Source organism: Sphingomonas sp. SP3 (assembly GCF_058514305.1).
Window position 1 is genome coordinate 1,834,534 of sequence record NZ_JBZSOE010000001.1, and the last position, 21,767, is coordinate 1,856,300.

General features: G+C 63.2%; 20 protein-coding genes. 11 read left to right on the top strand and 9 right to left on the bottom strand.

Going from position 1 to position 21,767, the window contains the following annotated elements:
- Window positions 1-7 precede the first annotated feature (7 nt).
- Genes AC4K8G_RS09605 through AC4K8G_RS09615 form a run of 3 tightly spaced genes read right to left on the bottom strand, consistent with a single transcriptional unit; the run spans window position 8 to window position 1,898 of the window.
- Window positions 8-748 carry a DUF1428 domain-containing protein gene (locus tag AC4K8G_RS09605; RefSeq protein WP_491733924.1) on the bottom strand — a complete coding sequence of 247 codons (741 nt, stop codon included), beginning with the start codon at window positions 746-748 and terminating at the stop codon, window positions 8-10.
- Window positions 745-1,428, bottom strand: a complete 684-nt coding sequence (locus AC4K8G_RS09610; RefSeq protein ID WP_491733925.1) for a glutathione S-transferase family protein — start codon at window positions 1,426-1,428, stop codon at window positions 745-747. The genes AC4K8G_RS09605 and AC4K8G_RS09610 overlap by 4 nt, the downstream gene beginning before the upstream one ends.
- Window positions 1,429-1,451: 23 nt before the next feature.
- Complete coding sequence (locus AC4K8G_RS09615; protein WP_491733926.1) at window positions 1,452-1,898, bottom strand: VOC family protein; 447 nt, start codon at window positions 1,896-1,898, stop codon at window positions 1,452-1,454.
- 61 nt (window positions 1,899-1,959) lie between these two features.
- Between AC4K8G_RS09615 and AC4K8G_RS09620 the strand changes: the two genes are divergently transcribed.
- Together AC4K8G_RS09620 and cobS are read left to right on the top strand one after the other, a co-directional pair.
- The gene (locus AC4K8G_RS09620; protein ID WP_491733927.1) at window positions 1,960-2,640 is read left to right on the top strand and encodes a winged helix-turn-helix transcriptional regulator; all 681 of its coding nucleotides are present in this window, start codon (window positions 1,960-1,962) and stop codon (window positions 2,638-2,640) included.
- Window positions 2,641-2,672: 32 nt separating this feature from the next.
- Window positions 2,673-3,680: a cobaltochelatase subunit CobS gene (gene cobS / locus AC4K8G_RS09625; RefSeq protein WP_491733928.1), complete on the top strand. Its 1,008-nt coding sequence runs from the start codon at window positions 2,673-2,675 to the stop codon at window positions 3,678-3,680.
- A 52-nt stretch (window positions 3,681-3,732) separates the two neighbouring features.
- Here the strand turns inward: cobS and AC4K8G_RS09630 are convergent, their stop codons facing one another.
- On the bottom strand, window positions 3,733-5,385 hold the full coding sequence (locus AC4K8G_RS09630) for a M10 family metallopeptidase C-terminal domain-containing protein (RefSeq protein ID WP_491733929.1): 1,653 nt from the start codon (window positions 5,383-5,385) through the stop codon (window positions 3,733-3,735).
- A gap of 211 nt (window positions 5,386-5,596) precedes the next feature.
- Here AC4K8G_RS09630 and cobT point away from each other — a divergent pair, with 211 nt between their 5' ends.
- Entirely contained in the window at window positions 5,597-7,420 is a 1,824-nt protein-coding gene (gene cobT / locus AC4K8G_RS09635; RefSeq protein WP_491733930.1) for a cobaltochelatase subunit CobT, read from the top strand.
- A 205-nt stretch (window positions 7,421-7,625) separates the two neighbouring features.
- Here the strand turns inward: cobT and rpmB are convergent, their stop codons facing one another.
- On the bottom strand, window positions 7,626-7,922 hold the full coding sequence (gene rpmB / locus AC4K8G_RS09640) for a 50S ribosomal protein L28 (RefSeq protein ID WP_491733931.1): 297 nt from the start codon (window positions 7,920-7,922) through the stop codon (window positions 7,626-7,628).
- A gap of 157 nt (window positions 7,923-8,079) precedes the next feature.
- Between rpmB and AC4K8G_RS09645 the strand changes: the two genes are divergently transcribed.
- Together AC4K8G_RS09645 and AC4K8G_RS09650 are read left to right on the top strand one after the other, a co-directional pair.
- Complete coding sequence (locus AC4K8G_RS09645; protein WP_491733932.1) at window positions 8,080-8,358, top strand: hypothetical protein; 279 nt, start codon at window positions 8,080-8,082, stop codon at window positions 8,356-8,358.
- A gap of 36 nt (window positions 8,359-8,394) precedes the next feature.
- On the top strand, window positions 8,395-8,847 hold the full coding sequence (locus AC4K8G_RS09650) for a nucleoside deaminase (protein ID WP_491733933.1): 453 nt from the start codon (window positions 8,395-8,397) through the stop codon (window positions 8,845-8,847).
- Here the strand turns inward: AC4K8G_RS09650 and AC4K8G_RS09655 are convergent.
- On the bottom strand, window positions 8,844-9,497 hold the full coding sequence (locus tag AC4K8G_RS09655) for an OmpA family protein (protein WP_491733934.1): 654 nt from the start codon (window positions 9,495-9,497) through the stop codon (window positions 8,844-8,846). The two genes, AC4K8G_RS09650 and AC4K8G_RS09655, sit on opposite strands and share 4 nt — an antisense overlap.
- 138 nt (window positions 9,498-9,635) lie before the next feature.
- On the opposite strand from AC4K8G_RS09655, the gene AC4K8G_RS09660 reads away from it, so the two are divergent.
- A complete protein-coding gene (locus AC4K8G_RS09660; protein WP_491733935.1) occupies window positions 9,636-10,979 on the top strand; it encodes a hemolysin family protein in 1,344 nt (447 codons plus the stop codon).
- Here the strand turns inward: AC4K8G_RS09660 and AC4K8G_RS09665 are convergent.
- Genes AC4K8G_RS09665 through purD form a run of 3 tightly spaced genes read right to left on the bottom strand, consistent with a single transcriptional unit; the run spans window position 10,976 to window position 13,229 of the window.
- Window positions 10,976-11,461: a helix-hairpin-helix domain-containing protein gene (locus AC4K8G_RS09665; protein ID WP_491733936.1), complete on the bottom strand. Its 486-nt coding sequence runs from the start codon at window positions 11,459-11,461 to the stop codon at window positions 10,976-10,978. The two genes, AC4K8G_RS09660 and AC4K8G_RS09665, sit on opposite strands and share 4 nt — an antisense overlap.
- 5 nt (window positions 11,462-11,466) lie before the next feature.
- Window positions 11,467-11,973: a hypothetical protein gene (locus AC4K8G_RS09670; protein WP_491733937.1), complete on the bottom strand. Its 507-nt coding sequence runs from the start codon at window positions 11,971-11,973 to the stop codon at window positions 11,467-11,469.
- A complete protein-coding gene (purD, locus tag AC4K8G_RS09675; RefSeq protein ID WP_491733938.1) occupies window positions 11,970-13,229 on the bottom strand; it encodes a phosphoribosylamine--glycine ligase in 1,260 nt (419 codons plus the stop codon). The genes AC4K8G_RS09670 and purD overlap by 4 nt, the downstream gene beginning before the upstream one ends.
- Here purD and xseA point away from each other — a divergent pair.
- From xseA to AC4K8G_RS09700, 5 genes are all read left to right on the top strand, one after another.
- Window positions 13,228-14,556: an exodeoxyribonuclease VII large subunit gene (gene xseA / locus AC4K8G_RS09680; RefSeq protein ID WP_491733939.1), complete on the top strand. Its 1,329-nt coding sequence runs from the start codon at window positions 13,228-13,230 to the stop codon at window positions 14,554-14,556. The two genes, purD and xseA, sit on opposite strands and share 2 nt — an antisense overlap.
- Window positions 14,557-14,560: 4 nt before the next feature.
- Window positions 14,561-14,773, top strand: coding sequence for a DUF2093 domain-containing protein (locus AC4K8G_RS09685; protein ID WP_491733940.1), 213 nt, complete (start codon window positions 14,561-14,563; stop codon window positions 14,771-14,773).
- Window positions 14,774-15,080: 307 nt separating this feature from the next.
- Window positions 15,081-18,494, top strand: a complete 3,414-nt coding sequence (locus AC4K8G_RS09690; protein WP_491733941.1) for a TonB-dependent receptor domain-containing protein — start codon at window positions 15,081-15,083, stop codon at window positions 18,492-18,494.
- 103 nt (window positions 18,495-18,597) lie between these two features.
- Window positions 18,598-20,604 (top strand): tetratricopeptide repeat-containing sulfotransferase family protein, encoded by a 2,007-nt coding sequence (locus AC4K8G_RS09695; protein ID WP_491733942.1) that lies wholly within the window; start codon window positions 18,598-18,600, stop codon window positions 20,602-20,604.
- Window position 20,605: 1 nt separating this feature from the next.
- Window positions 20,606-21,763 carry an aspartyl/asparaginyl beta-hydroxylase domain-containing protein gene (locus AC4K8G_RS09700; RefSeq protein WP_491733943.1) on the top strand — a complete coding sequence of 386 codons (1,158 nt, stop codon included), beginning with the start codon at window positions 20,606-20,608 and terminating at the stop codon, window positions 21,761-21,763.
- Window positions 21,764-21,767 lie beyond the last annotated feature (4 nt).

The following is a 21,767-nucleotide window of genomic DNA, read 5'->3' on the forward strand; positions in this document are numbered from 1 at the left end:
ATTAGGTTCAGGCGTCGGCCGTCGCGGGCGCCGTGGCGGTGTCGAGGATCTTCTCGAACCCGCCCCAGAACATCCGCTTGCCATCGAACGGTATGTCGCCTTGAGGCTGCATTCGCTCGTCCTTCATGATCTTTTCCCAGGCCTGGTCGCGGGTCTGCTTGTCCGGCCATTCGATCAGCGAGAAGACGACGCTTTCGCCGTCCTCCGCCTTCACGGCGCGATAGAAGTCGGTGACCTTGCCGTGCTGGACGTCGTCGGCAAATGCTTCGACCAGCCGGGTCGCGCCATATTCGCGGAAATACTTCGCATTCTTCGCGGCGAGATCGCGATACGCACCGCGCTTGGCGGTCGGGACGGGAACGACCCAACCATCGACATAGCCCCCGCCGGCTTCTCCTTCTTCGACGATGGCGTCGAAGCCGCCCATGATCATCCGCTTGCCGTCGAATGGCATGTTCTTGCCCATCTCTTCCATGCGCGGATCGCTCATGAATTTCTGGTTGGCAGCGTCGCGTTCCTGCCGCGAGGGATATTCGAACCAGGAGAAGACGATCTTCTCCTCGGGCTTGGCGTCGACCGCCTTGCGGAAGTCGGTGAGCTTGCCTTCAGGCAGGTCGCTGTCCCAGCTTTCGACCATCCGTCGCGCGCCGACTTCCTGGACCAGCGGTGCGAAGTCGGTCGCGTGCTTCTTGTAGGCGTCCCGGTTCTGCTCGGGCACGGGGACGATGAATCCTTCGAAATAGGTCATGCTGCGACTCCTTCTGGGGGTTGGTGTTCGCGGAACGTGGCGATCTGATCGGCCAGCGCTCTCTGGAATGCGGGCCGCGAGGTCCCGCGCTCGACCAGCGCGGCCAAATTGGCGTGCTCGTTCAAAAGTTCGGGCCCAAGGCCGCGCAGCGCGTCGACCATCATCAGGTCACCGACGGTGAAGCGATCGCCCTCAAGCCAGGTCTTGTCGCCGAGCCATTGCGACAGTCGGGCGAGGCGGCCTTCGACGAGTTGGACGACTGCCGGCCGGCGCTCTTTGCCCCAGGCGGCGTCGGGGTTGAACACGTCGATGGCGGCAAGCTGGCCCGTCTGCGGTTCGATGCTGTTGAGGGCTGCGATGACCCAGGCGATGGCGCGCATCCGGCCCACCGTATCGCGGGGCAGCAGGCGCTCATCCTTCTCGCCAATGTGAATCAGGATCGCGCCGGACTCGAACAGGCACAGCTCGCCTTCCTTGTAGACCGGCACCTGGTTGAACGGCTGGTCCTGGCAATAATCGCTCGGCCGGTCCGACGGGCCACCAATCAGGCGCACGCGATACTCCGCTCCGATTTCCTCGAGGGCCCAGCGCGCGCGTAAGTCGCGAACGAACCCTTCAGCGAACGGCGGCACCCATTTGAACGCCGTGATTTCAATGGCGGCATTGGGATTGATCGGCATTTCGCCCTCCTACTGCCCGATTGCTACGCGGCTGCGGATTCTTCGACCGGATGCGCGCCCTTCGCGGCGAACTCCGGGTCCATCCACATCGGCGCCCATTGATGGCCGTCGAGGTCTTCGAAGTCGCGGCCATACATCGGCCCGCCCTTCGTCTGGTCTTCTTGCGAGACGTCGATCTGTCCACCGGCTGCGCCCGCAGCCTCGGTGATCTTGTCGACTTCGGCCGGGCTCTCGCAGGAAATGCAGAGCAATACCTGACTTCTGGCGTGCGCGTCGGCAATCGGCTTGCGGGTGAACGTTGCATAAAAGGGGTGAGTGAGCAGCATCACCGCGATCGTGTCGCTGAGCACCATCATGGCGGCCGCGTCATTGGTGAACTTGGGCTCGTTCCTGAAGCCGATCGCTTCATAGAAACGCGTGGACTGTTCCAGGTCCGCGACGGGCAGGTTCACGAAAATCATGCGGGACATTTTTTCTCTCCTCCGACTCGATTCGCTTGCCTTTTGGACTCTGAAGTCCTAAATTGCAACTGTGCAGTTAGAAAAAGTAACTAAGACTCGCAAAAGCGATGAGAAAAGGCGTTACGAAGATGCCTGCGGACTGGCGCACGCGCTCGACCTGATCGGCGAGCGCTGGGCGATGCTGGTGCTCCGCGAACTCGCTTATGGACCGCGCCGCTTTTCCGAGCTGCGGTCCGATCTTCAGGGGATCAGCGCCAACGTCCTCACGCAGCGCCTGACGGAGCTCGAGGCGCGCGGCCTGGTGCGGAAGGTCAAACTGCCGCCGCCGGCGTCGGTGCAGGTCTATCAGGCGACCGAATGGGGCTTGGAAGCGGTGCCGATGATTGCCTCGCTCGGCCGCTGGGCAGCGCGCAGCCCAGCGCACGACCCCACGCTGCCGATGAGTCACGTGTCGATCATCATGTCCTTCCAGACCTTGATTTCTCCAGCGCTCGCCGAAGGCATCGACGAGCGGGTCGGCTTTCGCCTGGGTGACGCCGACTATGTCGTCCACGTTCACGACGGCCGGCTGGACGTCATGCGGGCCGATATCGAGAACACACGTGCGACCTTCATCGGCTCGCCGACCGAGATTGCCGCGGTCGTCCATGGCGGCGCGCCGTTCGACACGATCAAGGTCGAGGGCGACCTCGAGTTCGCCGGGCGCTTTGCTAAATTGTTTCCGCTGCCGCCCAAGGTCGATGCAAGTTGAGGCGCGCGGCGGCATCGCCTAAGGCCCCCGCCATGACCGATCTATCCAACGTCCAGCCGGAAAGCCGCGCCGAGACCTTGATGGCGACCCCCGACAAGATCGCGAAGGTGCGCGAGCTGTTCGGAGTCGACAGCGACATGGAAGTGCCCGCGTTCAGCGAGGCCGACGAGCGCGTCCCCGATCTCGACCCGACCTACGTGTTCGATCCCGACACGACGATGGCGATTTGCGCGGGTTTCTCGAAGAACCGCCGCGTGATGGTCCAAGGCTACCACGGCACGGGCAAGTCGACCCACATCGAGCAGGTTGCCGCACGGCTGAACTGGCCGCTCATCCGCATCAATCTCGACGCGCACATCAGCCGTATCGACCTTGTCGGCCGCGACGCCATCGTGCTTCGCGACGGGCAGCAGGTGACCGAGTTCCGCGAGGGCCTGCTTCCGTGGGCGCTCCAGCATCCGGTCGCGCTCGTATTCGACGAATATGACGCCGGTCGGCCCGACGTGATGTTCGTGATCCAGCGCGTGCTCGAGGCAGAGGGCAAGCTCACCTTGCTCGACCAAAACCGGGTGATCCGCCCGAACCCCTGGTTCCGGCTGTTCGCGACCACCAACACTGTCGGCCTCGGCGACACGACCGGCCTCTACCACGGGACCCAGGCGATCAATCAGGGGCAGATGGACCGTTGGAACATCGTCACCACGCTCAACTACCTGCCCGCCGAGGTTGAGGCGCAGATCGTGCTGGCGAAGTCGGGCGAATATGATGAGCCGGGCGGCAAGGCGATCGTCACCAAGATGATCAAGGTCGCCGAGCTCAGCCGCCAGGGTTTCATGAACGGCGATATCTCGACCGTGATGAGCCCGCGCACGGTGATTAGCTGGGCGCAGAACGCGCACATCTTCGGCGACGTCGGTTATGCCTTCCGCGTGTCGTTCCTCAACAAGTGCGACGAAGCGGAGCGGGGGCTGATCGCGGAATATTACCAGCGCGTGTTCGGCGAGGACCTGCCCGAAAGCGTCGTCGGCAAATCCGCATAAGAAAAGGGCGCCGCTCCATGGGAGCGACGCCCTTAGCTCTCATCGTCCGCGCTTAGGCGTGGAAGATATAGTCACCAGCATTCACGACATTCGCCGAATTGATGAACATATCGGCGGTCCCGTCATGGTTGATGTCGACCTGCACCTGGTGAGTGGTCGCGTTGTAACTCACGTCCGCCGCGCCGACGCCCGAAAGCCCGGACAAGTCGATCTTGTCCGCGCCGGTTTGGAAGTCGGTAACCGTGTCGGTTGAGCCATTGTTGGCGAACACGAACGTGTCAGCGCCTGCGCCGCCGGTCAGAACGTCGGTGCCGCCCTGGCCGTCGAGACGGTTGTTAGCGTCATTGCCGACGAGCAGGTCGTTGCCCTGGCCACCCACGGCATTTTCAATCGTCACGCCATAAGCGATGGCGAAATTCTCGTAATTGACCGTCCCGATTCCGCCGACCCCGGTGTCGCTTTGGATCGCGTTCGCGTTGTCCGCCTTGGTCCCGGCAAGCCAGCCGAGGCTGATCGCGCCGAGCTGCGCGTCGGTATAACCGGCGGCGTGTAGGTCTGTACCGAGTTGCAGGTAGGCGTTGTAGACCGCCGCGCCGAGCTGAGCCTGAGTCATCGTAACATCGCCGATCGAGCTGAACTCGCCGGCATTGAGGTTGAGGTATTGCGATGAATGGAAGCCCGACAAGTCGATCGTGTCGTTGGAGCCTCCGGCGTCATAGACCGCGTAGAACGGCAGTGGGTTCTTCGTGAAATCGAAGAGGTCGTTGCCCGCGTTCGAATGGAAGCCGTAGGTCGTGTCGCCTGCGCGCGTCGTCGGATCAGCACCGTAGGTTTGCTGGATCGCAAAGATGTCGTGCAGCATCGGGCCCTGCGGACTGTTGTCGTAGAAGACACCGCCCGAGTAGCGCCAGTCGATCGGCGCTCCGCCCGTGTTCCAGGCGCCAAAGTACGACATAATCGTATATTCTTGGCTGTCCTGGAAATATTGCGCGTCACCCGCATAGGTGATCGGGTCCGGCTGGCCGTCGCCGTCATTATCGTCGCTATAGTTATAGTCGCCTGGGTGAGACAGGCCGAGCGAGTGGCCCAATTCGTGGATCAGGGTCGTATTGCCGTACTGGCCGAACCCGAAGTCCCCGTTTGACGAATTGACGCTCGGCGTCGCGGTCCAGACATCGCTGCTTGCACGATGATAATTGTGGTCGCCACCCGGATAGTAGGTCCACGCCTGGGCCGGGCCAGTGGTCGTGTTCGCGAACAAGATCGTCGCCTTGTTCTGCGCCCAGCCTTTTTCGTCCACGTTACCGACGTTCACGAACGTCTGCGGGATCAGATCGTCCCACAGCTGGATCGCTGCGATCGCCGCGGCCTTTTGCGCAGCGCTAAACTGCGAGTAGCCCTGGCCCTCACCATTGTGCGGATTATTGTTGATCCCGAGCGCATGGTTGCCGGTGTAGAAACCGTAGGTGAAAACCGCATTCGGATCGGTGCTCAGCGTCAGGCCCGAAGACAGATGGCTGTAGACGCTGTTGCTGCCAGTCAGTGGGAGGATCGGCTTCCCGCCGATGGAAAAGCCGGCATAGGGATCAACGTTAATCGAAACTCCGGTTCCGGCAATCGCGCCATGAACCCCCGACTCCGGTCCTTCTCGAACGCTGGTCTGTGAAGATACGCCAGCCTGTGCAGATTGTGTGTTCTTAGCCAACTCGCCCTCCGATACTCTCTTACAAGTGCCCTGATTGTCGACGCGCGCGAATCTCTCCCCGCGGCCGGCTCAGATTAACGAACGGTAATGTTCGAGAGAGACGAGTCAATCACAAAGTAACTCTTTGTTAGCCTTAATTTTTTCGGCGCATGGATCTGGCTCAAATCGGGATTCTTTCCTCTGCGGCCACCCCTCGCTACAGCCACGCACGATGGCCGATCGAAACGCCACTGACGAATTCCGCCGCGCCCTGGCCGGGGCTTCACGGGCGATCGCCCGGGATCCGGAAGTCGACGTGATCTTCGCCACCGACGTCGCTCCACCTTCAGGCAAGACCGCACGCGTGCCGTCACCCGGGCCCGCGCTCGACGCCAGGCTGGTCGCTGAAGCGCGCGGCGCCGCGGATGCGCTCGCGCTCCGCCTTCGCTACCATGACGCCGGGCTCCATTCGCGCGTCGCTCCCGCCGACATCGATGCCCGCGCTGTGTTCGACGCGCTGGAGACTGCGCGGGTCGAGGCGCTGGGTGCGCGGTCCATGAGCGGGGTGAAGGGGAATCTCGCGAAGCTGACGGACGCGCGCGTACGCGCTGATGCCATCGTCCGTGCGCGGACCGCCGAAGAGGTGCCGCTGGCGACTGCCGTCGGTCTCATTGCGCGCGAGAGGTTGACCGGTGAGGCGCCGCCCCAGTCCGCGATTGCCGGCCTCAAGCTGATTGCTCCGTGGATCGAGGAGAAGGCTGCGGCCGAGCTCGACGCGCTTGCGCTCACGCTGGATGACCAGGCGAGTTTCGCCAAGCTTTCCCGCCGGTTGCTCGAAGACCTTGATCTCGCGGCCGCTGAGGATCTTGCGGAAGAGAATCCGGAAGAGGGGGGCGACGACGAGGAAGGCGAGCAGGGTGGCACCGAAGATTCGTCAGACGAAGGCGACGAGGGTACCCCGTCGTCGGGCGACGTCGACGTTCGCGGCGAAGAAGAAGATTCCGATTCTTCCGACGAAGGTTCGACCGAAGAGATGGAAGCCGGGGACGACGATAGCGTCGCCGGCGATGACCTCAGCGAAAGCCTGTTTGCCTCGCCCGGTCGGCGCAACTGGGATCTTTCGCCCGAGACCGATTACAAGGCTTTCACCACCCGTTTCGACGAAATCGTCGAGTCCGAGGAGCTGTGCGACGAGGAAGAGCTCGGCCGTTTGCGTGCTTACCTCGATCTGCAGATGAGCGGTCTTCAGAATGTCGTGACGCGGCTCGCCAACCGCCTCCAGCGGCGCCTTCTCGCGCAGCAGGCGCGCAGCTGGGATTTCGACCAGGAAGAGGGGCTGCTGGACGCGGCGCGGCTCGCCCGCGTCGTGGTCAATCCGCGCCACGCTTTGTCGTTCAAGATCGAGCGCGATACGGAATTCAAGGACACCGTAGTGTCCGTCCTGATCGACAATAGCGGCTCGATGCGCGGACGTCCTATCGCGATTGCCGCGATCTGCGCCGATATCCTAACGCGAACGCTCGAGCGCTGCGGGGTCCAGACCGAGGTGCTGGGGTTTACGACGCGTGGCTGGAAAGGCGGACAGAGCCGCGAGGCGTGGCTCGCCGCCGGGCGGCCGCCCAGTCCGGGCCGCCTCAACGACCTCCGCCACATCATCTACAAGCGCGCGGACGAACCTTACCGCCACGCGCGCCGGAACCTCGGGCTGATGATGCGCGAGGGGCTGCTAAAGGAGAATATCGACGGCGAGGCACTGCTGTGGGCGCACAATCGCTTGATCATGCGCCCGGAAGAGCGCCGCATATTGATGGTGATCTCCGATGGCGCGCCGGTCGATGATTCGACCGCGTCCGCCAACGGCGGTTCCTATCTCGAGCGCCACCTCCGCCAGGTCATCGAGTGGATCGAGCGCCGCTCGACGGTCGAGTTGATTGCGATCGGGATCGGCCACGACGTGACGCGCTATTACGAACGAGCGGTGACCATCATGGACGCCGACCAGCTCGCCGGCGCGATGGTCGATCAACTGGCCAGGTTGTTCGATAACCCCGGATAAAAATTGGGCCCGGCGCGGTTACGCGCACCGGGCCCCCCTCGTTACGCGACGCGAGGGAACTTGTCTGTTTCCAGACGCGACGGGGAAAAAGGGGGAAACCCCGCCGGATGACGAGGCTTATGACCGATTCGCGGCCAATGGATGCTGAACGCGGCTTGCAGCCTGCGTTCAGGAAAATCTGTTGAAAGTCAGTCGGTTAGACGACTCAGGAAGCGGGCTGTTCAGCCGCCTTCTTAGCAATCTCGCGTTTCAGCTTGCGCACCTTCGGCGACAGCTTGTCGTCGTTGGTCTTGAGCAGCCAGTTGTCGAGGCCGCCGACATGCTCGACCGAGCGCAGGCCATGCGTCGACACGCGCAGCTTCACGCTCTGCCCGAGCGCGTCCGAGATCAAAGTGACGTTCTGCAGGTTCGGCAGGAACGTGCGCTTCGTCTTGTTATTGGCGTGGGAAACATTGTTGCCCACCTGCCGGCCCTTGCCGGTCAGCTCGCAAACCCGCGACATGGTATCTATCCTGATTTTTGGTACGAGCCTCTCAAGAGGCCCGAAGAGCGCCGCCCGTTAGCCGGTCGAGGCGCACTCGTCAACGCCGACGCGCTCCGTTAGGGCAACCGGATACGGCTGTCTGCGTTCTGTCAAAAACGCACGGGGAAATGAAACAATGCGCTCGATAATCCTGATTCTCGTCGTCATCATCCTCTTGGTCATTGCCGCCATCGCTACCGGTTTTCTCGACATCAACCAGATCCGCGGGGCGCAGGCACCTCAGGTTTCGGCGACCCACAATGGGATCGTGGCCAAAGGCGGCCAAGCGCCCGCCTTCGACGTCCAGACGGGCTCGGTAACCGTGGGGGCCAAAGAGACGACGGTGAAGGTGCCCGCGCTCGAAGTGCAAAAGCCGGGTAACGAAGTGCAGCCGGTCACCAACAACGCCCAATAGCTGACAGCGGAGGGTAGCTCGGCTACCCGCGCGGCCATGGCATTTCCGCTACCCGTCCCGATGCGCCGCGCCCTTGAGCTTGCGCGTGAAGCGGCCGAGGTCGGCGAAGTGCCGGTCGGCGCGGTCGTTACGATCGACGACGAGGTCGTCGCGGAGTCTCGCAATGCAATGCGGGGATCGAACGACCCCACCGCCCATGCCGAAATGGAGGCGATCCGGGCTGCGGCCGAGAAGCTCGGCACTTCCCGCCTCGATCAATGCACCTTGTGGGTGACGCTGGAGCCATGCGCGATGTGCGCGGCCGCCGTGTCGGTCGCGAGGATCAAGGAGCTCCGCTTCGCCGCCGAAGATCCGAAGGGGGGCGGCGTCGTCCACGGCCCCCGAATCTTCTCGCAGCCGACCTGCCATCACCGGCCGGATGTGCTGGGTGGGATCGGTGACGCTGAGGCTTCCGAAATGCTTCGGACGTTTTTCGCCGAGCGGCGTTAGCCGCGATAGGGAACCAGCCGGATCTCGACACGCCGATTGCCCGCCTTCTTTGTTTCCGTGTCATCCGGAACGTAGAGCGGGGCGCTCTCGCCATATCCACGCGATGCAATCCGCGCTTTGGAGACGCCGTGACCGGCCAAATAGGTCGCAACCGCGGCGGCGCGCTTTTCCGATAGGGACTGGTTCGCCTGTGGGGTACCGGTCGTGTCAGTGTGCGCAAGCACGTCGACGAATGTCTGGTTCCGGGTTTTCACGGTCCGGGCGATCTCGAGCAAGGTCGCATCGAACTGGGGCTTCACCGCCGCGCTGCCGGCGTCAAAGGTGAGCGCCGCTGGTATGCGTATGACAATCCCATTGCCGACCTGAAGGACATCGAGCCCGATGCCCGCGGTCTGACGGCGAAGCTCACCGTCGAGATCGGCCATGTACGACGGAACGAGCGCCGGATTGATCGGCCGGATCTTGGCGGCGCGCATCTTCGCCGCTCGCGGCCGCGAGCCTCCGATTACATCGCCCGAGAGGTATGGCGCGCTGACGCCAAGCGGCGTGAAGGCCGCCGGGATGATGGGAGGCGGAGCAGTCTGGCAGCTTGCCAGCGCTATGAAGGAGCTTGCGGAAATCAGTGCAAGGGCGCGGCGGGAAAGCAGCATTGAAAAGCTCCGGGAGGGGCGTGAAAAGCCGATAACCGGCGCATAGCAGCGATAGTTCCGCGCGTGAATCGACGGGGTAGTTTGACGCGCGACTTGTGAACGGGTCACGGCGAAGGCTACACTCGTCCAACTGCGCCTATGAGCGATCATTTAACACCCATCCCCTGGCTCGACGTCCTCCTCATCCTTGCCCTGGTTGCCCTCAACGGCGTCCTGGCGATGAGCGAGCTGGCGATCGTGTCGTCGCGTGAGGCGCGCCTCAAGGCGATAGCGAAGGGCGGCAGCCGCGGCGCGCAATGCGCGATCAAGCTGGCGGCGGACCCCGGCCGGTTCCTGGCGACGGTGCAGACCGGCATCACTTTGATCGCGATTTTCGCTGGCGCCTTCTCCGGCGAGAAGCTCGGCGATCCGGCCGCCCAACGTTTCCAGGCCCTTGGCCTCGATCCGGACACAGCCCACACGGTCGGCTTCGCGGTCGTCATCTTCCTCACCACTTACGTTTCGCTGGTCATCGGCGAGATCGTTCCCAAGCAGATTGCGCTTCGCTCGCCCGAACCGATTGCGGTGGTGATGGCGCGGCCGATGCGCTGGCTGGCGGTGGTGACGGCGCCGTTCGTCTGGCTGCTCGATCGTTCCAGCGCCCTGATCTTCAAGCTGCTTGGGCTCGATCGTGAATCGAAGAACCAGGTGACGGCGGAAGAGCTTCATCTGGTCGTCGCCGAGGCGCAAACCGCAGGCGTCCTCGAGGAGGACGAGCGGGCGATGATCTCCGGGATCGTCCGTCTCGCCGACAGGCCAGTGCGCGAGGTCATGACCCCGCGAACCGAAATCGACTGGATCGACGTCCATGCGACGCCCGAGGAGATCCGAGAGACGTTGCTCGAAACGCAGCATACCCGGCTGCCGGTCGCCGACGGCTCGATCGAGAATATCGTAGGTGTAATTCAGCTGCGCGACGTGCTCGCCGCGACGCTCAAGCGCCGCCCGCTCGACCTCAGCAAATTATGTCGGACCGCGCCCGTTATCCCGGATTTGATGGATGCGATGGACGCGCTCGTCGTGCTGCGCAGCGCCGATGTGCCGCTGGCGCTGGTTCACGATGAATATGGCCATCTTGACGGCATCGTGACGCCCGGGAGCATCCTCGCTGCCCTGGCCGGAACGTTCGCCCACGATGTCGAGCAAGGGGAGGAGCCGCCGATCCTTGAACGCGACGATGGCAGCTGGCTCGTGTCCGGCGCGGCCAGCGCCGACGTGCTCAGCGACCGGATCGGCGTGCACATGTCCAACGTCCGCGACTTCTCGACCGTGGCCGGCTTCGCCTTGTCGGTGCTAAAGCATTTGCCGGAAACGGGAGAAAAATTCCGCCACGACGGCTGGTTGTTCGAGATCGTCGACATGGACGGCCGCAAGATCGACAAGCTCATCGTCACGCGCGCGAAGAAGAAGGCGGCTCAGCCGCCGGCAGAGCCCGAGAGCTAGAGCTTACCGAACCTTTGTTCGAACCCGTCGATGTCGTTGCGCGCCAGATAATCGGCCTGTTCCGAAATCCGGTCGCGGCTGATCCGGCCGCGGAACGCACCCAATTGATCGTCGAGCCGCTCGATTTCGGTCGGGCTCAAGCCGGCGAGCTGCTCGAAGCGGAAGAAGCCGAGCGCATTTAGCGCATCCTCGAACTTCGGGCCCACCCCCTTGATCATGCACAGCTCATCGCCGGCCTTGCCGCCGCCATCCAGTTTCTTACGCACCGGCGCGCCGAGGATTTCGCCGGTGACGTCGCTCGTGGCAGCTGCCGCCTCGCCAGCGATGCCGCGGCCCTCCGGCGGGCGCGAGTGGACCATGTGCGGGCGCGTTGGCGCGCTGTCAGTCAGCTTCACCCGCTGCTTCGGACGAAGCAACACAAACGCCAGGCCCAGCGCCACGACGACGATGATGAGCCACCAATATTCGCGAATGAGATCCATTGAATTCACCAAGTCCATTGTGCGTTGTAGCGACGCCGAAGCTCGATCAGATAGGCGACGAGAAGGCCCAAAAGGAAGCCTAGGATTGCGGCGCCCGCAGCCTCGGCGATCAGCGGCGGTCCGCCTACCTTGTTGTTCCAGCGGACGTGGCTAACGCCCGGCACGGTTTCCTCGATCCGTACGAGCTCGCTGCGTTGATAATCGTCGAGGCTCGCCGGCCCTGAAAGGACTAGAGTGCGGGTCAGGGGGGCACGATGGAGATGGCCGGTGACGTTCGGCATCTCCCACGAATCGAGCGACATTCGCATATTGCGCTCGACTTCCGTTGCCAGGCGATCTGCCGCGCCGAGTGGCCCGTGCCACAGCAGGGCGGCGGCAACCGCTGCTAGCGCGCCCGCGCTGATCGCCTTCGCCCGTTTTTCATTCCGGCGAAATCCGGCCAGGCCAGCGATCATTCCGATGATCAGTCCGCCCACGAACAAGGGCCAGAAGTAATTCCAGAAAGTGTTCACGCATTTTCTCGCGCAAGTTCGCGCCAGCCGATGTCGCGGCGGTGGAAGCCGTCGGCAAAGTCGATCTGGTCGACCGCGCGATAGGCGCGGGCCCGCGCATTGGCGAAGCTTTCGGCAACCGCTGTCACGGCGAGCACGCGGCCGCCTTTCGCAACCAGATTGTCTCCACTCAACGCCGTTCCGGCGTGAAAGACAGTGACCCCTTCGACCTGCTCGGCGGCTTCGATCGCGCGGATGGCGCCCCCGCTGGCCGGCGTTCCGGGATAGCCGCGCGCCGCAACGATCACCGTCATCGAATGCTTGGATACGAGCGCAGGGCGGGCAATTTCTGCCAGCCGGCCAGTCGCAACTGCCAACAGCAGCTCAGCGAAGTCGCCTTCGATGAGGGGCATGATCGCCTCGCATTCGGGATCGCCGAAGCGCACGTTATATTCGATAAGCTTTGGCCCTTCGGCGGTCAGCATCAGCCCGGCGTACAGGACTCCGTTGAACGGCGTCCCGGCAGTTGCCATCGCTTCGGCCGTTGGGCGGACGATCTCGTCCATCGCGCGCTGTTCGAGCTCAGCCGTAAGCACCGGCGCGGGTGCATAGGCACCCATTCCGCCCGTGTTGGGCCCGGTGTCGCCCTCCCCGACGCGCTTATGGTCCTGCGCGGACGCGAGCGCGACCGCGATGCCGCCATCGACAAGCGCGAACAGGCTCGCTTCTTCGCCTTCCAGGAATTCCTCGATGACCATTGGCCCGTCGCCGGCGGCGTCGATCGCAGCCTCGGCTTCTTGGCGTGTCATCGCCACGGTGACACCCTTGCCGGCCGCCAGGCCGTCCGCCTTGATCACTACCGGAATGCCAAATTGACTGAGCGCGACCCTTGCGTCAGCCGCCTGATCGATCCGCACGTAATTTGCGGTGGGAATCCCGTTCGCCTGGCACAGGTCTTTGGTGAAGCCCTTGGACCCTTCGAGCTGAGCCGCCGCAGCGCTTGGTCCGAAGACAGGAATGCCGGCCGCGCGCACGGCATCGGCAACGCCGGCCACGAGCGGCGCTTCGGGGCCCACTACGACGAGGTCGATCGCGTTTTCCTTTGCGAGCGCCACCACCGCGGCTGGATCGCACGGATCGATGGCGGCGGTTTCCGCCCAGCGCGCGATGCCGGGATTGCCGGGTGCGGCGATCAGCCGATCGCAGCTTGGCGATTGCCTAAGCCGCCAGGCGAGCGCATCCTCGCGGCCGCCCGACCCTAAGAGCAATATATTCATGGACCTTCCCGAAGACACGAGAGCCGGCCTGTTAGCGGAGGTCGCCCCCGGCGACAATTCGCCGCCGCTCAGCGTGACCGAGCTTTCGGGAGCGCTCAAGCGCACCGTCGAAAACGCATTCGGCCAGGTTCGCGTGCGTGGGGAAATCTCGGGGTTCAAGCGGCACAGCTCGGGCCACTGCTACTTCACCCTCAAGGACGAAAACGCCTGCATCGATGCGGTGATCTGGCGCGCCAGCGCTGGCACGCTCGCGTTTCGGCCTGAAGACGGCGCCGAAGTCATCGTCACCGGCAAGCTGACCACCTATCCCGGCCGGTCCAAATATCAGATCGTCGTCGATCGGATGGAGCTGGCCGGCGAGGGGGCTCTGCTGGCCCTGCTCGAGCGCCGTCGCAAGGCACTGGCGGCGGAAGGCCTGTTCGATGCATCGCGCAAGCGCCGGCTGCCGTTCCTTCCACAAGTGATTGGGGTTGTGACATCGCCCACCGGGGCCGTGATCCGCGACATCATCCATCGGCTGGAAGACCGCTGCCCAACACGGGTGATCGTCTGGCCGGTGCCGGTTCAAGGCGAGGGAGCAGCGGGAAAGATTGCGGAGGCCATCCGCGCATTCCCATCGCTCGATCCTCGGCCCGACCTGCTGATCGTCGCGCGCGGCGGTGGTTCAATCGAGGACCTGTGGCCGTTCAACGAAGAGGAGGTTGTCCGGGCCGCTGCCGAATCGCCGATTCCGCTCATTTCCGCCGTTGGGCATGAGACGGACACGACGTTGATCGACCATGCGGCAGACCTTCGCGCGCCAACCCCGACTGCCGCGGCCGAGCTCGCCGTTCCCGTCCGCGCCGACCTCTTCGCTAAGCTCATCGAACTCGCCCATCGCGCGCAGCATTGCCTCGCGCGGCGAGCAGACCGATGCAGCGAACGATTCGAGGAGGTTGGGAGCCGGCTACCGCGCTCGCTTGGCGCGCGTACCGCGACCGCTCGCGGCGATCTCAACCTGGTCGCGGGGCGGCTTAGGCGAGAATTGGTCGACCAGCGCATTGCCCGCCTTGGCGAAAGACTGTCGGCCTTATGGTCGATGGCGGAGCTGGCCCATCCCGACCGCCCCCTGACCCGCGGCTTTGCGCGAGTCACCGATCGCGGCGGCAAGACCTTGATTCGTGCGCGCGACGCGCGCGTGGCGCAGCGGCTGACCCTTCACTTCGGCGACGGTGCGGTAGATGCAGAGGTCGAAGAGACGGGCAAGCGCACCCCGCCGGTTGAGAGCAAGCCCCGTAAATCCTACATCGCGGCGCAGCCGGGGCTGTTCGACGCCCCCGAGGAGTGATGGAATGTTGATGACCGGCGCAGGGAAGCGCGCACGTATCCATTATATGGCTGGAACGTTCCGCTTGCTGGCGGATGGCGATCACGTCGTGTGCGCCGTGACGGGAAGCGCCATTCCTATCCATGAGCTTCGCTACTGGAGCGTCGAACGCCAGGAGGCTTATATAGACGCCGCTGCCAGCCTGAAGGCTGAACTAAAAGCCGGGGGCGGGCACTAACTCGCTGGTCCGGCGGACTGAGCCACCAGCTGCTTCTGCAGCTGACTCCGCAATCTTAAGCGATAATCCTCAAATAGCTGAATTTGCGTAATAATTTGTGTACCCGATAGGCAGGGTCGACAAAAAGTCGTCTTAACGGCTGCTGTTGCAAATTTGATACATGGCCGAGACAACTTGCGTCGGGAAGCCGACCCAGCGTTGCCAGCCGCTCTTCGCTTCACTTATCAGCCGGTCAGTTCGGCAAGGTTACGTTGCCGTTCCACGGCGGCCGTGCCTTGGGCTCGGCTTGTGAAGGGGAATTATTTTTATGAAGCTCGATTTCCGTCAGCGCTTGCTTGCCTCGACGCTGCTCGCGACGGCCGGTCTCATTGCGAACCCGGCCTATGCGCAAGACTCCTCGCAATCGACCGTCCCTGATCAGAATCAGGCGACCAATCCGGGCGCAGCGCCGCCCGCTGGTCCGGTCGAAGCGACTCCGACGCCGACGGTTTCGTCGAGTGGCGAAGCAGTTCAGCAGGCCAATGACATCATCGTCACCGGCACTCGTATTCCGCAGCCGAACCTCGAATCGGCCGCACCGGTCACCGTGCTGTCCAACCAGGACATCAAGCTTTCGGGTACGACCCGCATCGACGAAGCGCTGAACCAGCTGCCGTCGGCGAGCGCCGTCCAGAGCTCGGGCCTTCCGAACCCGTCTTCGGGCACCGCGGAAATCGATCTTCGCTACCTCGGCTCGAAGCGTACGTTGACCCTGGTCAACGGTCGCCGCCTCGCTCCGGGTGACCCCAACGGAACGACTCAGGCGGGTGACATCAACATCATCCCGGCCTCGATGCTGAAGCGCGTCGAAGTCCTGACCGGCGGCGCATCGTCAGTGTACGGTGCGGACGCGGTCGCGGGCGTCGTCAACTTCATCATGGACACTGACTTCGACGGCCTTCGTCTCGACGGCCAGATTTCGGGCTACCAGCATGACAACGACTGCCCGAGCATCGGCGGCGGCGACACCGTTTGCGACGAGCTCGATCGGCAGATCAACACACTGCACCGCGTCGGATACGACTATCCGAAGGGCAGCGGCTGGGACGGCAAGAACATCGACCTGACCGCGTCCTTTGGAGCGGGCTTCGACGATGGTCGTGGCCATGTCATGGGCTACTTCGGCTACCGCAAGCAGAACGCGATCTACCAGGGTCAGCGCGATTATTCGGCTTGTACGCTGAACGTCGGTGGCGGGCTGGGCTCGGGTCCGGGCGTGGCCTGCGGCGGTTCGGCCTTCTCGGCGGAAGGCAACTTCCTTCTGTTCGATAACGGTACGTCGACTTTCTACACGCGCACTGCTGGTGGCAACATCACGAACGGCGCGACCCGCTACAATTACGCACCGCTCAACCACTGGATCCGTCCGGACGAGCGCTATGTCGGTGGCGTGTTCGCGAACTACGAGATCATGCCGCAGATCAAGCCGTATCTCGAGTTCATGTTCCTCGACGACAAGACGGTCGCCCAGATCGCCCCGTCGGGTAACTTCGGCAACACCTACACGATCAACTGCGACAACCCGTTCATGAACGATGCGACGCGGGCGATCGTGTGCGACGGTGAGAACCTGATCAACGGCTTCGTTGGCAGCTTCCCGCTCGCTGCGGGTGCTGGCTACAACCCGAACCCGGGCAATGCGCCGCTGACGTTCTTCGATGCCCGCGGCAACACCTATCAGCAGGGCTTCTTCCAGATCTTCAAGCGCAACGTCGAAGGCGGCCCGCGTCAGAACAATCTGAAGCACACCACCTATCGCGGCGTGATTGGTACGCGCGGTGACCTGACCAACGCCTTCTCGTACGACGCTTACTATCAGTACGGGCGCACGAACTATACGCAGGTCTACAAGAACGAGTTCTCGGCTCGCCGCCTTGCCAATTCGGTCAACGTCGTGAACGTCGATCCGGGTACCGGCCTGGTCGTTCCGGTCGGAACTCCGGGCGCCGTGATCGAATGCCGCTCGGTGCTCGATGGAAGCGACCCGAACTGCGTTCCCTACAACTACTTTGGCACTCCGACCCAGGCGGCCGTCGATTACGTCAACGTTTATGGCGTGATTCAGGGCGAGTCGTCTGAGCAGATCGCCGACGTCAACTTCACCGGCGCGCTCGGCGAGCTCGGTGTCCAGACGCCGTGGGCGAATGACGGTGTCGGGATCAACGCCGGTTGGGAATGGCGTCGTGAAGCGCTTTACCTGAACCCGGACACGGAATTCCAGACCGGTGACCTCACCGGCCAGGGCGCTCCGACGGTGCCGGTCAGCGGCAACTTCCACGTCAACGAGCTGTTCGGCGAAATCCAGATCCCGATCGTCCAGCACAACTTCATCGACGACCTCAGCCTTTCGGCCGGTTATCGTAAGTCCTGGTACAAGCTGAGCAACGATCGGACCTACGACACTGACACCTACAAGCTGTCGGCTGAATTCGCTCCGATTGCCGATGTCCGGTTCCGCGGTTCGTACAACCGTGCGTCGCGCGCGCCGAACACTCAGGAACTGTTCGCGCCGAACATCGTCGCGCTCGACGGTGCGACCGATCCGTGCGGCGGCCGCACCATCCTCGCCACCGACTATGGTTGTATTGCGCAGGGTCTCGCGGTTGGTGCGAAGACGCCGCTGAACCCGTCGGAACAGTATAACGGCCTGCTGGGCGGTAACGAAGACCTGGTTCCGGAGAAGGCGACGACGAAGACCGTCGGCGTCGTGCTCCAGCCGCGCTTCCTGCCGCGCTTCGCGTTCACGGTCGATTACTGGAACATCAAGCTGACCGGCGCGATCCAGGGCTTCGGTGCCGACACGATCCTTCAGGATTGTATCGACAAGACCACTGCGAGCAGCGTTGCTCCGTCGTGCGGCCTGATCCATCGCGATACGGCCGGTTCGATCTGGCTGACCCCACAGGGTTATGTCGTCGATACGCCGACCAACATCGGACGCATCAAGACGGACGGCTTCGACTTCAACGGGTCGTATTCGCGTCGTCTGGGCGGTCTCGGCCAGCTCTCGCTGAGCTTCCTCGGCACCTGGCTGAAGCACTACAAGGTCAACAACGGCATCGCCCCGACCTACGACTGCGCCGGTTTCTACGGCACGGTCTGCTCGGGCGCGACGGTGGCGAGCTCTTCGGCGATGCCGAAGTGGCGGCACAAGGCGCGTGCTACGCTCCAACTGCCGTTTGGCCTGGGCGTGTCGGTTAACTGGCGTCACGTGGGCAAGGTTGCCTTCGAAACGACCAGCGACGATGCGGCTCTCTCGGGCGGTGGCACCACGCAGCTCAACGCTCACGTCAAGGCACAGAACTACTTCGATCTGGCCGCGACCTACACGTTGTTCGACATGGTCAACCTGCGCGCGGGTGTGAACAACATCTTCGATCGCAACCCGCCGATCATCCCGACCGGCAGCGGTTCGTGCCCGAGCGCATCGTGCGCCGGCAACACCTATCCGCAGACCTGGGACTTCCTGGGCCGGTTCCTGTACGCTGGTGCGACGGTCGACTTCAAACACAAGCCGACCCCGATCGCTCCGCCGCCTGTAATCGTTCCGCCGCCGCCGCCTCCGGCTGCTCCGGCGACGATTACTTGCCCGGATGGTCTGGTGATCCTGGCCAACCAGGCTTGCCCGACGCTTCCGCCTCCGCCTCCGCCGCCGGCTCCGGCGCCTGAGCGTGGTCTGTAAGCGATCGAGCTAGGCTAAAGATTGGGGCGGCGGACTTCGGTCCGTCGCCCCTTCTTTTATTCCGGCCTACCGGCTTTGCTGCCGACTAGTCTAAAGCACCGGCATGTCATCTCAGACTTCGATCGATAACCGTACCGCGGACGTCATTCGCTCGGCATTGGCGCTTGCCCAGGCCGGGCGCATCAAGGAAGCGCGTGAAATAGCGGAGCGCGGCCTGGGTGAGTGCGCTGACGCGGGCCCATTGCATGCCTTGATCGGTGCTCTCCTTTGCGCCTCTAGTGATTTTGAGCCGGCGATCCCTCATTTGAAGGCGGCGCACACCGCGCGCGCTGAAGACCCCGTCGTACTTCGCAACCTGGCGACGGCGCTCGCGAAATGCGAGCGCTACGATGAGCTGAGCGCAGTGCTGACCGACGATGTTACCGTTTCAGACCGTAGCGGCGCGCTTCGGAGACTGCGCGGCTTTGCCCGCCAGATGACCGCCGATTTTGCCGGCGCGATCAAGGATTTCCAGCCAATCGTGGAGCAGCATCCCGAGGATTGGGAGACCTGGAACAACCTCGGCAACGCCCGGATCGACGCTGGCGATGCGACTGGCGGAATCGCCGCCCTGCGGCGCGCGGCGGAGCTCAATCCGTTGAGCGCGCCCGGCCGCCTAAATCTCGCCCGATCGCTTCGCGATTCCGGAGACCTAGATGCAGCCGAGGCAGAGCTTCGATCCATGGCCGCCGATTTCCCGTCGGACGCGGTCCCTCTCACGGACCTGTTCCAGATCCTTCGGGATCAGGGGCGTGAAGAAGCGGAGGACGTTCTTGCGGCTGCGTTGGGCCGGGATCCCCGAAACCTGGAGCTACACTTGGCTCTTGGGAGCTATCGGGTCGAGGCGCAGAAATTCCCGGCCGCCGGGGTGAGCTATCGCACTGCGCTCGGCCTCGACCCTGCAAGCGGTGAAGCTTATTTCGGCCTGGCCACGGTGCTCGAGCACGATCGCCCCGACGATCTCGCTCAATTGGCGCGCGACGCCGCAACCGCGGGGATCGATGACGACCGGCTCAGCCTCGTGCGGGCCTTTGCTGCGCGCCGGGCCAAAGAGTTTCAAGCGGGACTTGCCGCCCTCGCTCGGGTCCCCGAGGATTTCGAGCCCGCCATTCGCTGGCATCTTGCCGGCCAAATGCTTGATTCACTTGGTCGATATGACGAAGCCTTTGCCGCATTCACGCGGATGAACGAGGCGCATGCGGCCGATCCCAGCGAGCCCCTTCGCCGAGCCGCCGAGGTTCGTGAAAACCTATGTGAACAGCTTCGCCAAACGTCCAAGGAATGGAAGGACGCCTGGGCCTCGCCTCCTGTAGCGAGCGAACGTCCTGCTCCGGTTTTCCTGGCCGGCTTCCCGCGCTCGGGGACCACGCTTCTCGATACCATGCTTCTAGGTCATCCGGCCGTCGAGGTGATGGAGGAGCCGCCGATCTTCCGCCAGCTCGATGCCGAATTCGGCGGGTTCGACACGCTTGCGGACATGAGCGAAGACAGCATCCGACAGGCGCAGCGGCGCTATTTCGAACTTGCCGCCAATCAAACGGAGCTGCGGGATGGGTCGCTGCTGATCGACAAGTCACCGCTTTATCTGCAGCGCGTTCCGCAAATTCGCCGGCTGTTTCCGGATGCGCGTTTCATTCTCGCGCTTCGGCATCCGGCCGATGTCTTGCTCAGCTGCTTTATCTCCAATTTCCGGCTCAACTCGTCGATGTCGAACTTCCTGCTGCTCGACACCGCCGCGGCTTTCTATGACCTCTCGTTCAACATGTGGGAACGGGCGCTCAGCCTGTTCGACGTCGACGTTCACGCGGTCGTATACGAACGAATGATCGAGGACCCGGAGACGGCGCTTCGGCCGGTAGTTGAAGGCCTCGGCCTCGAATGGAAGCCTGAAATCCTCGATCACCAGAAAACCGCGGAGACGCGCGGAGTGATCACTACCGCCAGCTATGCCCAGGTGACCGAGCCGCTGTATCAAGGATCAGCGGGACGCTGGCAGCACTACCGCAAGCATCTCGAACCAGTTCTTCCGATCCTCCGTCCATGGGCCGAGAAATTCGGGTACGAGATCTGAGATGACAAGCGGCGCAAATCTGGTCGCCGAGGCCGATCGGGCCGCTGCTTCGGGTGATCTTCAGCGTGCGGAAGCGCTGCTGAGTGAAGCTGCCGAGACTGAAGCAAACGACTCGAGCCTGTTTCTCAAGCTGGCCGGTGTTCAGCGGGCGACCGGGCAACCGGACCTGGCGCTCGCGAGCGTGCATCGCGCTCTAGCGCTAGATCCTCGCGATTTTACGGCGCTCCTGATGCGGGCGAGCCTGCTGGACCGTTTGGACCATGCGGAAGCGCCCGAGGCATGGGCGCACGCCATCGCACAGAAGCCGGACGGCGAATTGCCGGCAGGCCTGCTGCAAGTCATTGCGCAGGGCGAGCAGCGGGTTGCCGCGTGGCAAGGGCAAAGGAGCGATAAGCTACGCGCTGCGATGGCAAAGGCAGAAGCATCGGTCGATGAAGACACGCGCCGGCGGTTTGACCGGTTCCGCGATAATATCCTGAGAAAGAAGCGCGCTTATCACAGCGAGCCGACCCATTTTCACTATCCGGCACTGGCGGAGCATGAATTCCATCCGCGGTGCTCCTTCCCGTGGATCGACCAGCTGGAAGCTGCAACCGATGAAATTACCGCTGAATTTGAGGCGGTTATGACTGCTGAGCGGGCCGAGGTCGTACCATATATTCAGTATCCCGATCACCAGCCGCTCGATCAATGGCGTGCGCTCAATCAGAGCCGCGACTGGACCGCGATCCATCTGTTGCAGAACGGCGAACGCGTAGATGCGAATGCCCGCCACTGCCCGAGGACCTTGGAGATACTTGCGTCATGTGACCAACCGCAGGTCCGCGGTGCGTCGCCCAATGCGATGTTTTCGCTGCTCGCGCCCAACACGGCCATCCCTGCCCATGTCGGCGTGAACAACGCGCGCCTGGTCTGCCACCTGCCGTTGATCGTTCCCGAAGGTTGCTGGTTCAGGGTCGGCGGCGAAACGCGATACTGGCGACGGGGAGAAGCCTTCGTGTTCGACGATACGATCGAGCACGAAGCGATGAACCCCAGCGACGAGCTTCGCGTCGTGCTTATCTTCGACGTGTGGCGGCCTGACCTCCAGCCGATCGAACGACAGGCGATCGCAGCCGCGATCGAGGCGGAGACACCCGGTCAGGAAGCGGGGCTTTAAGATC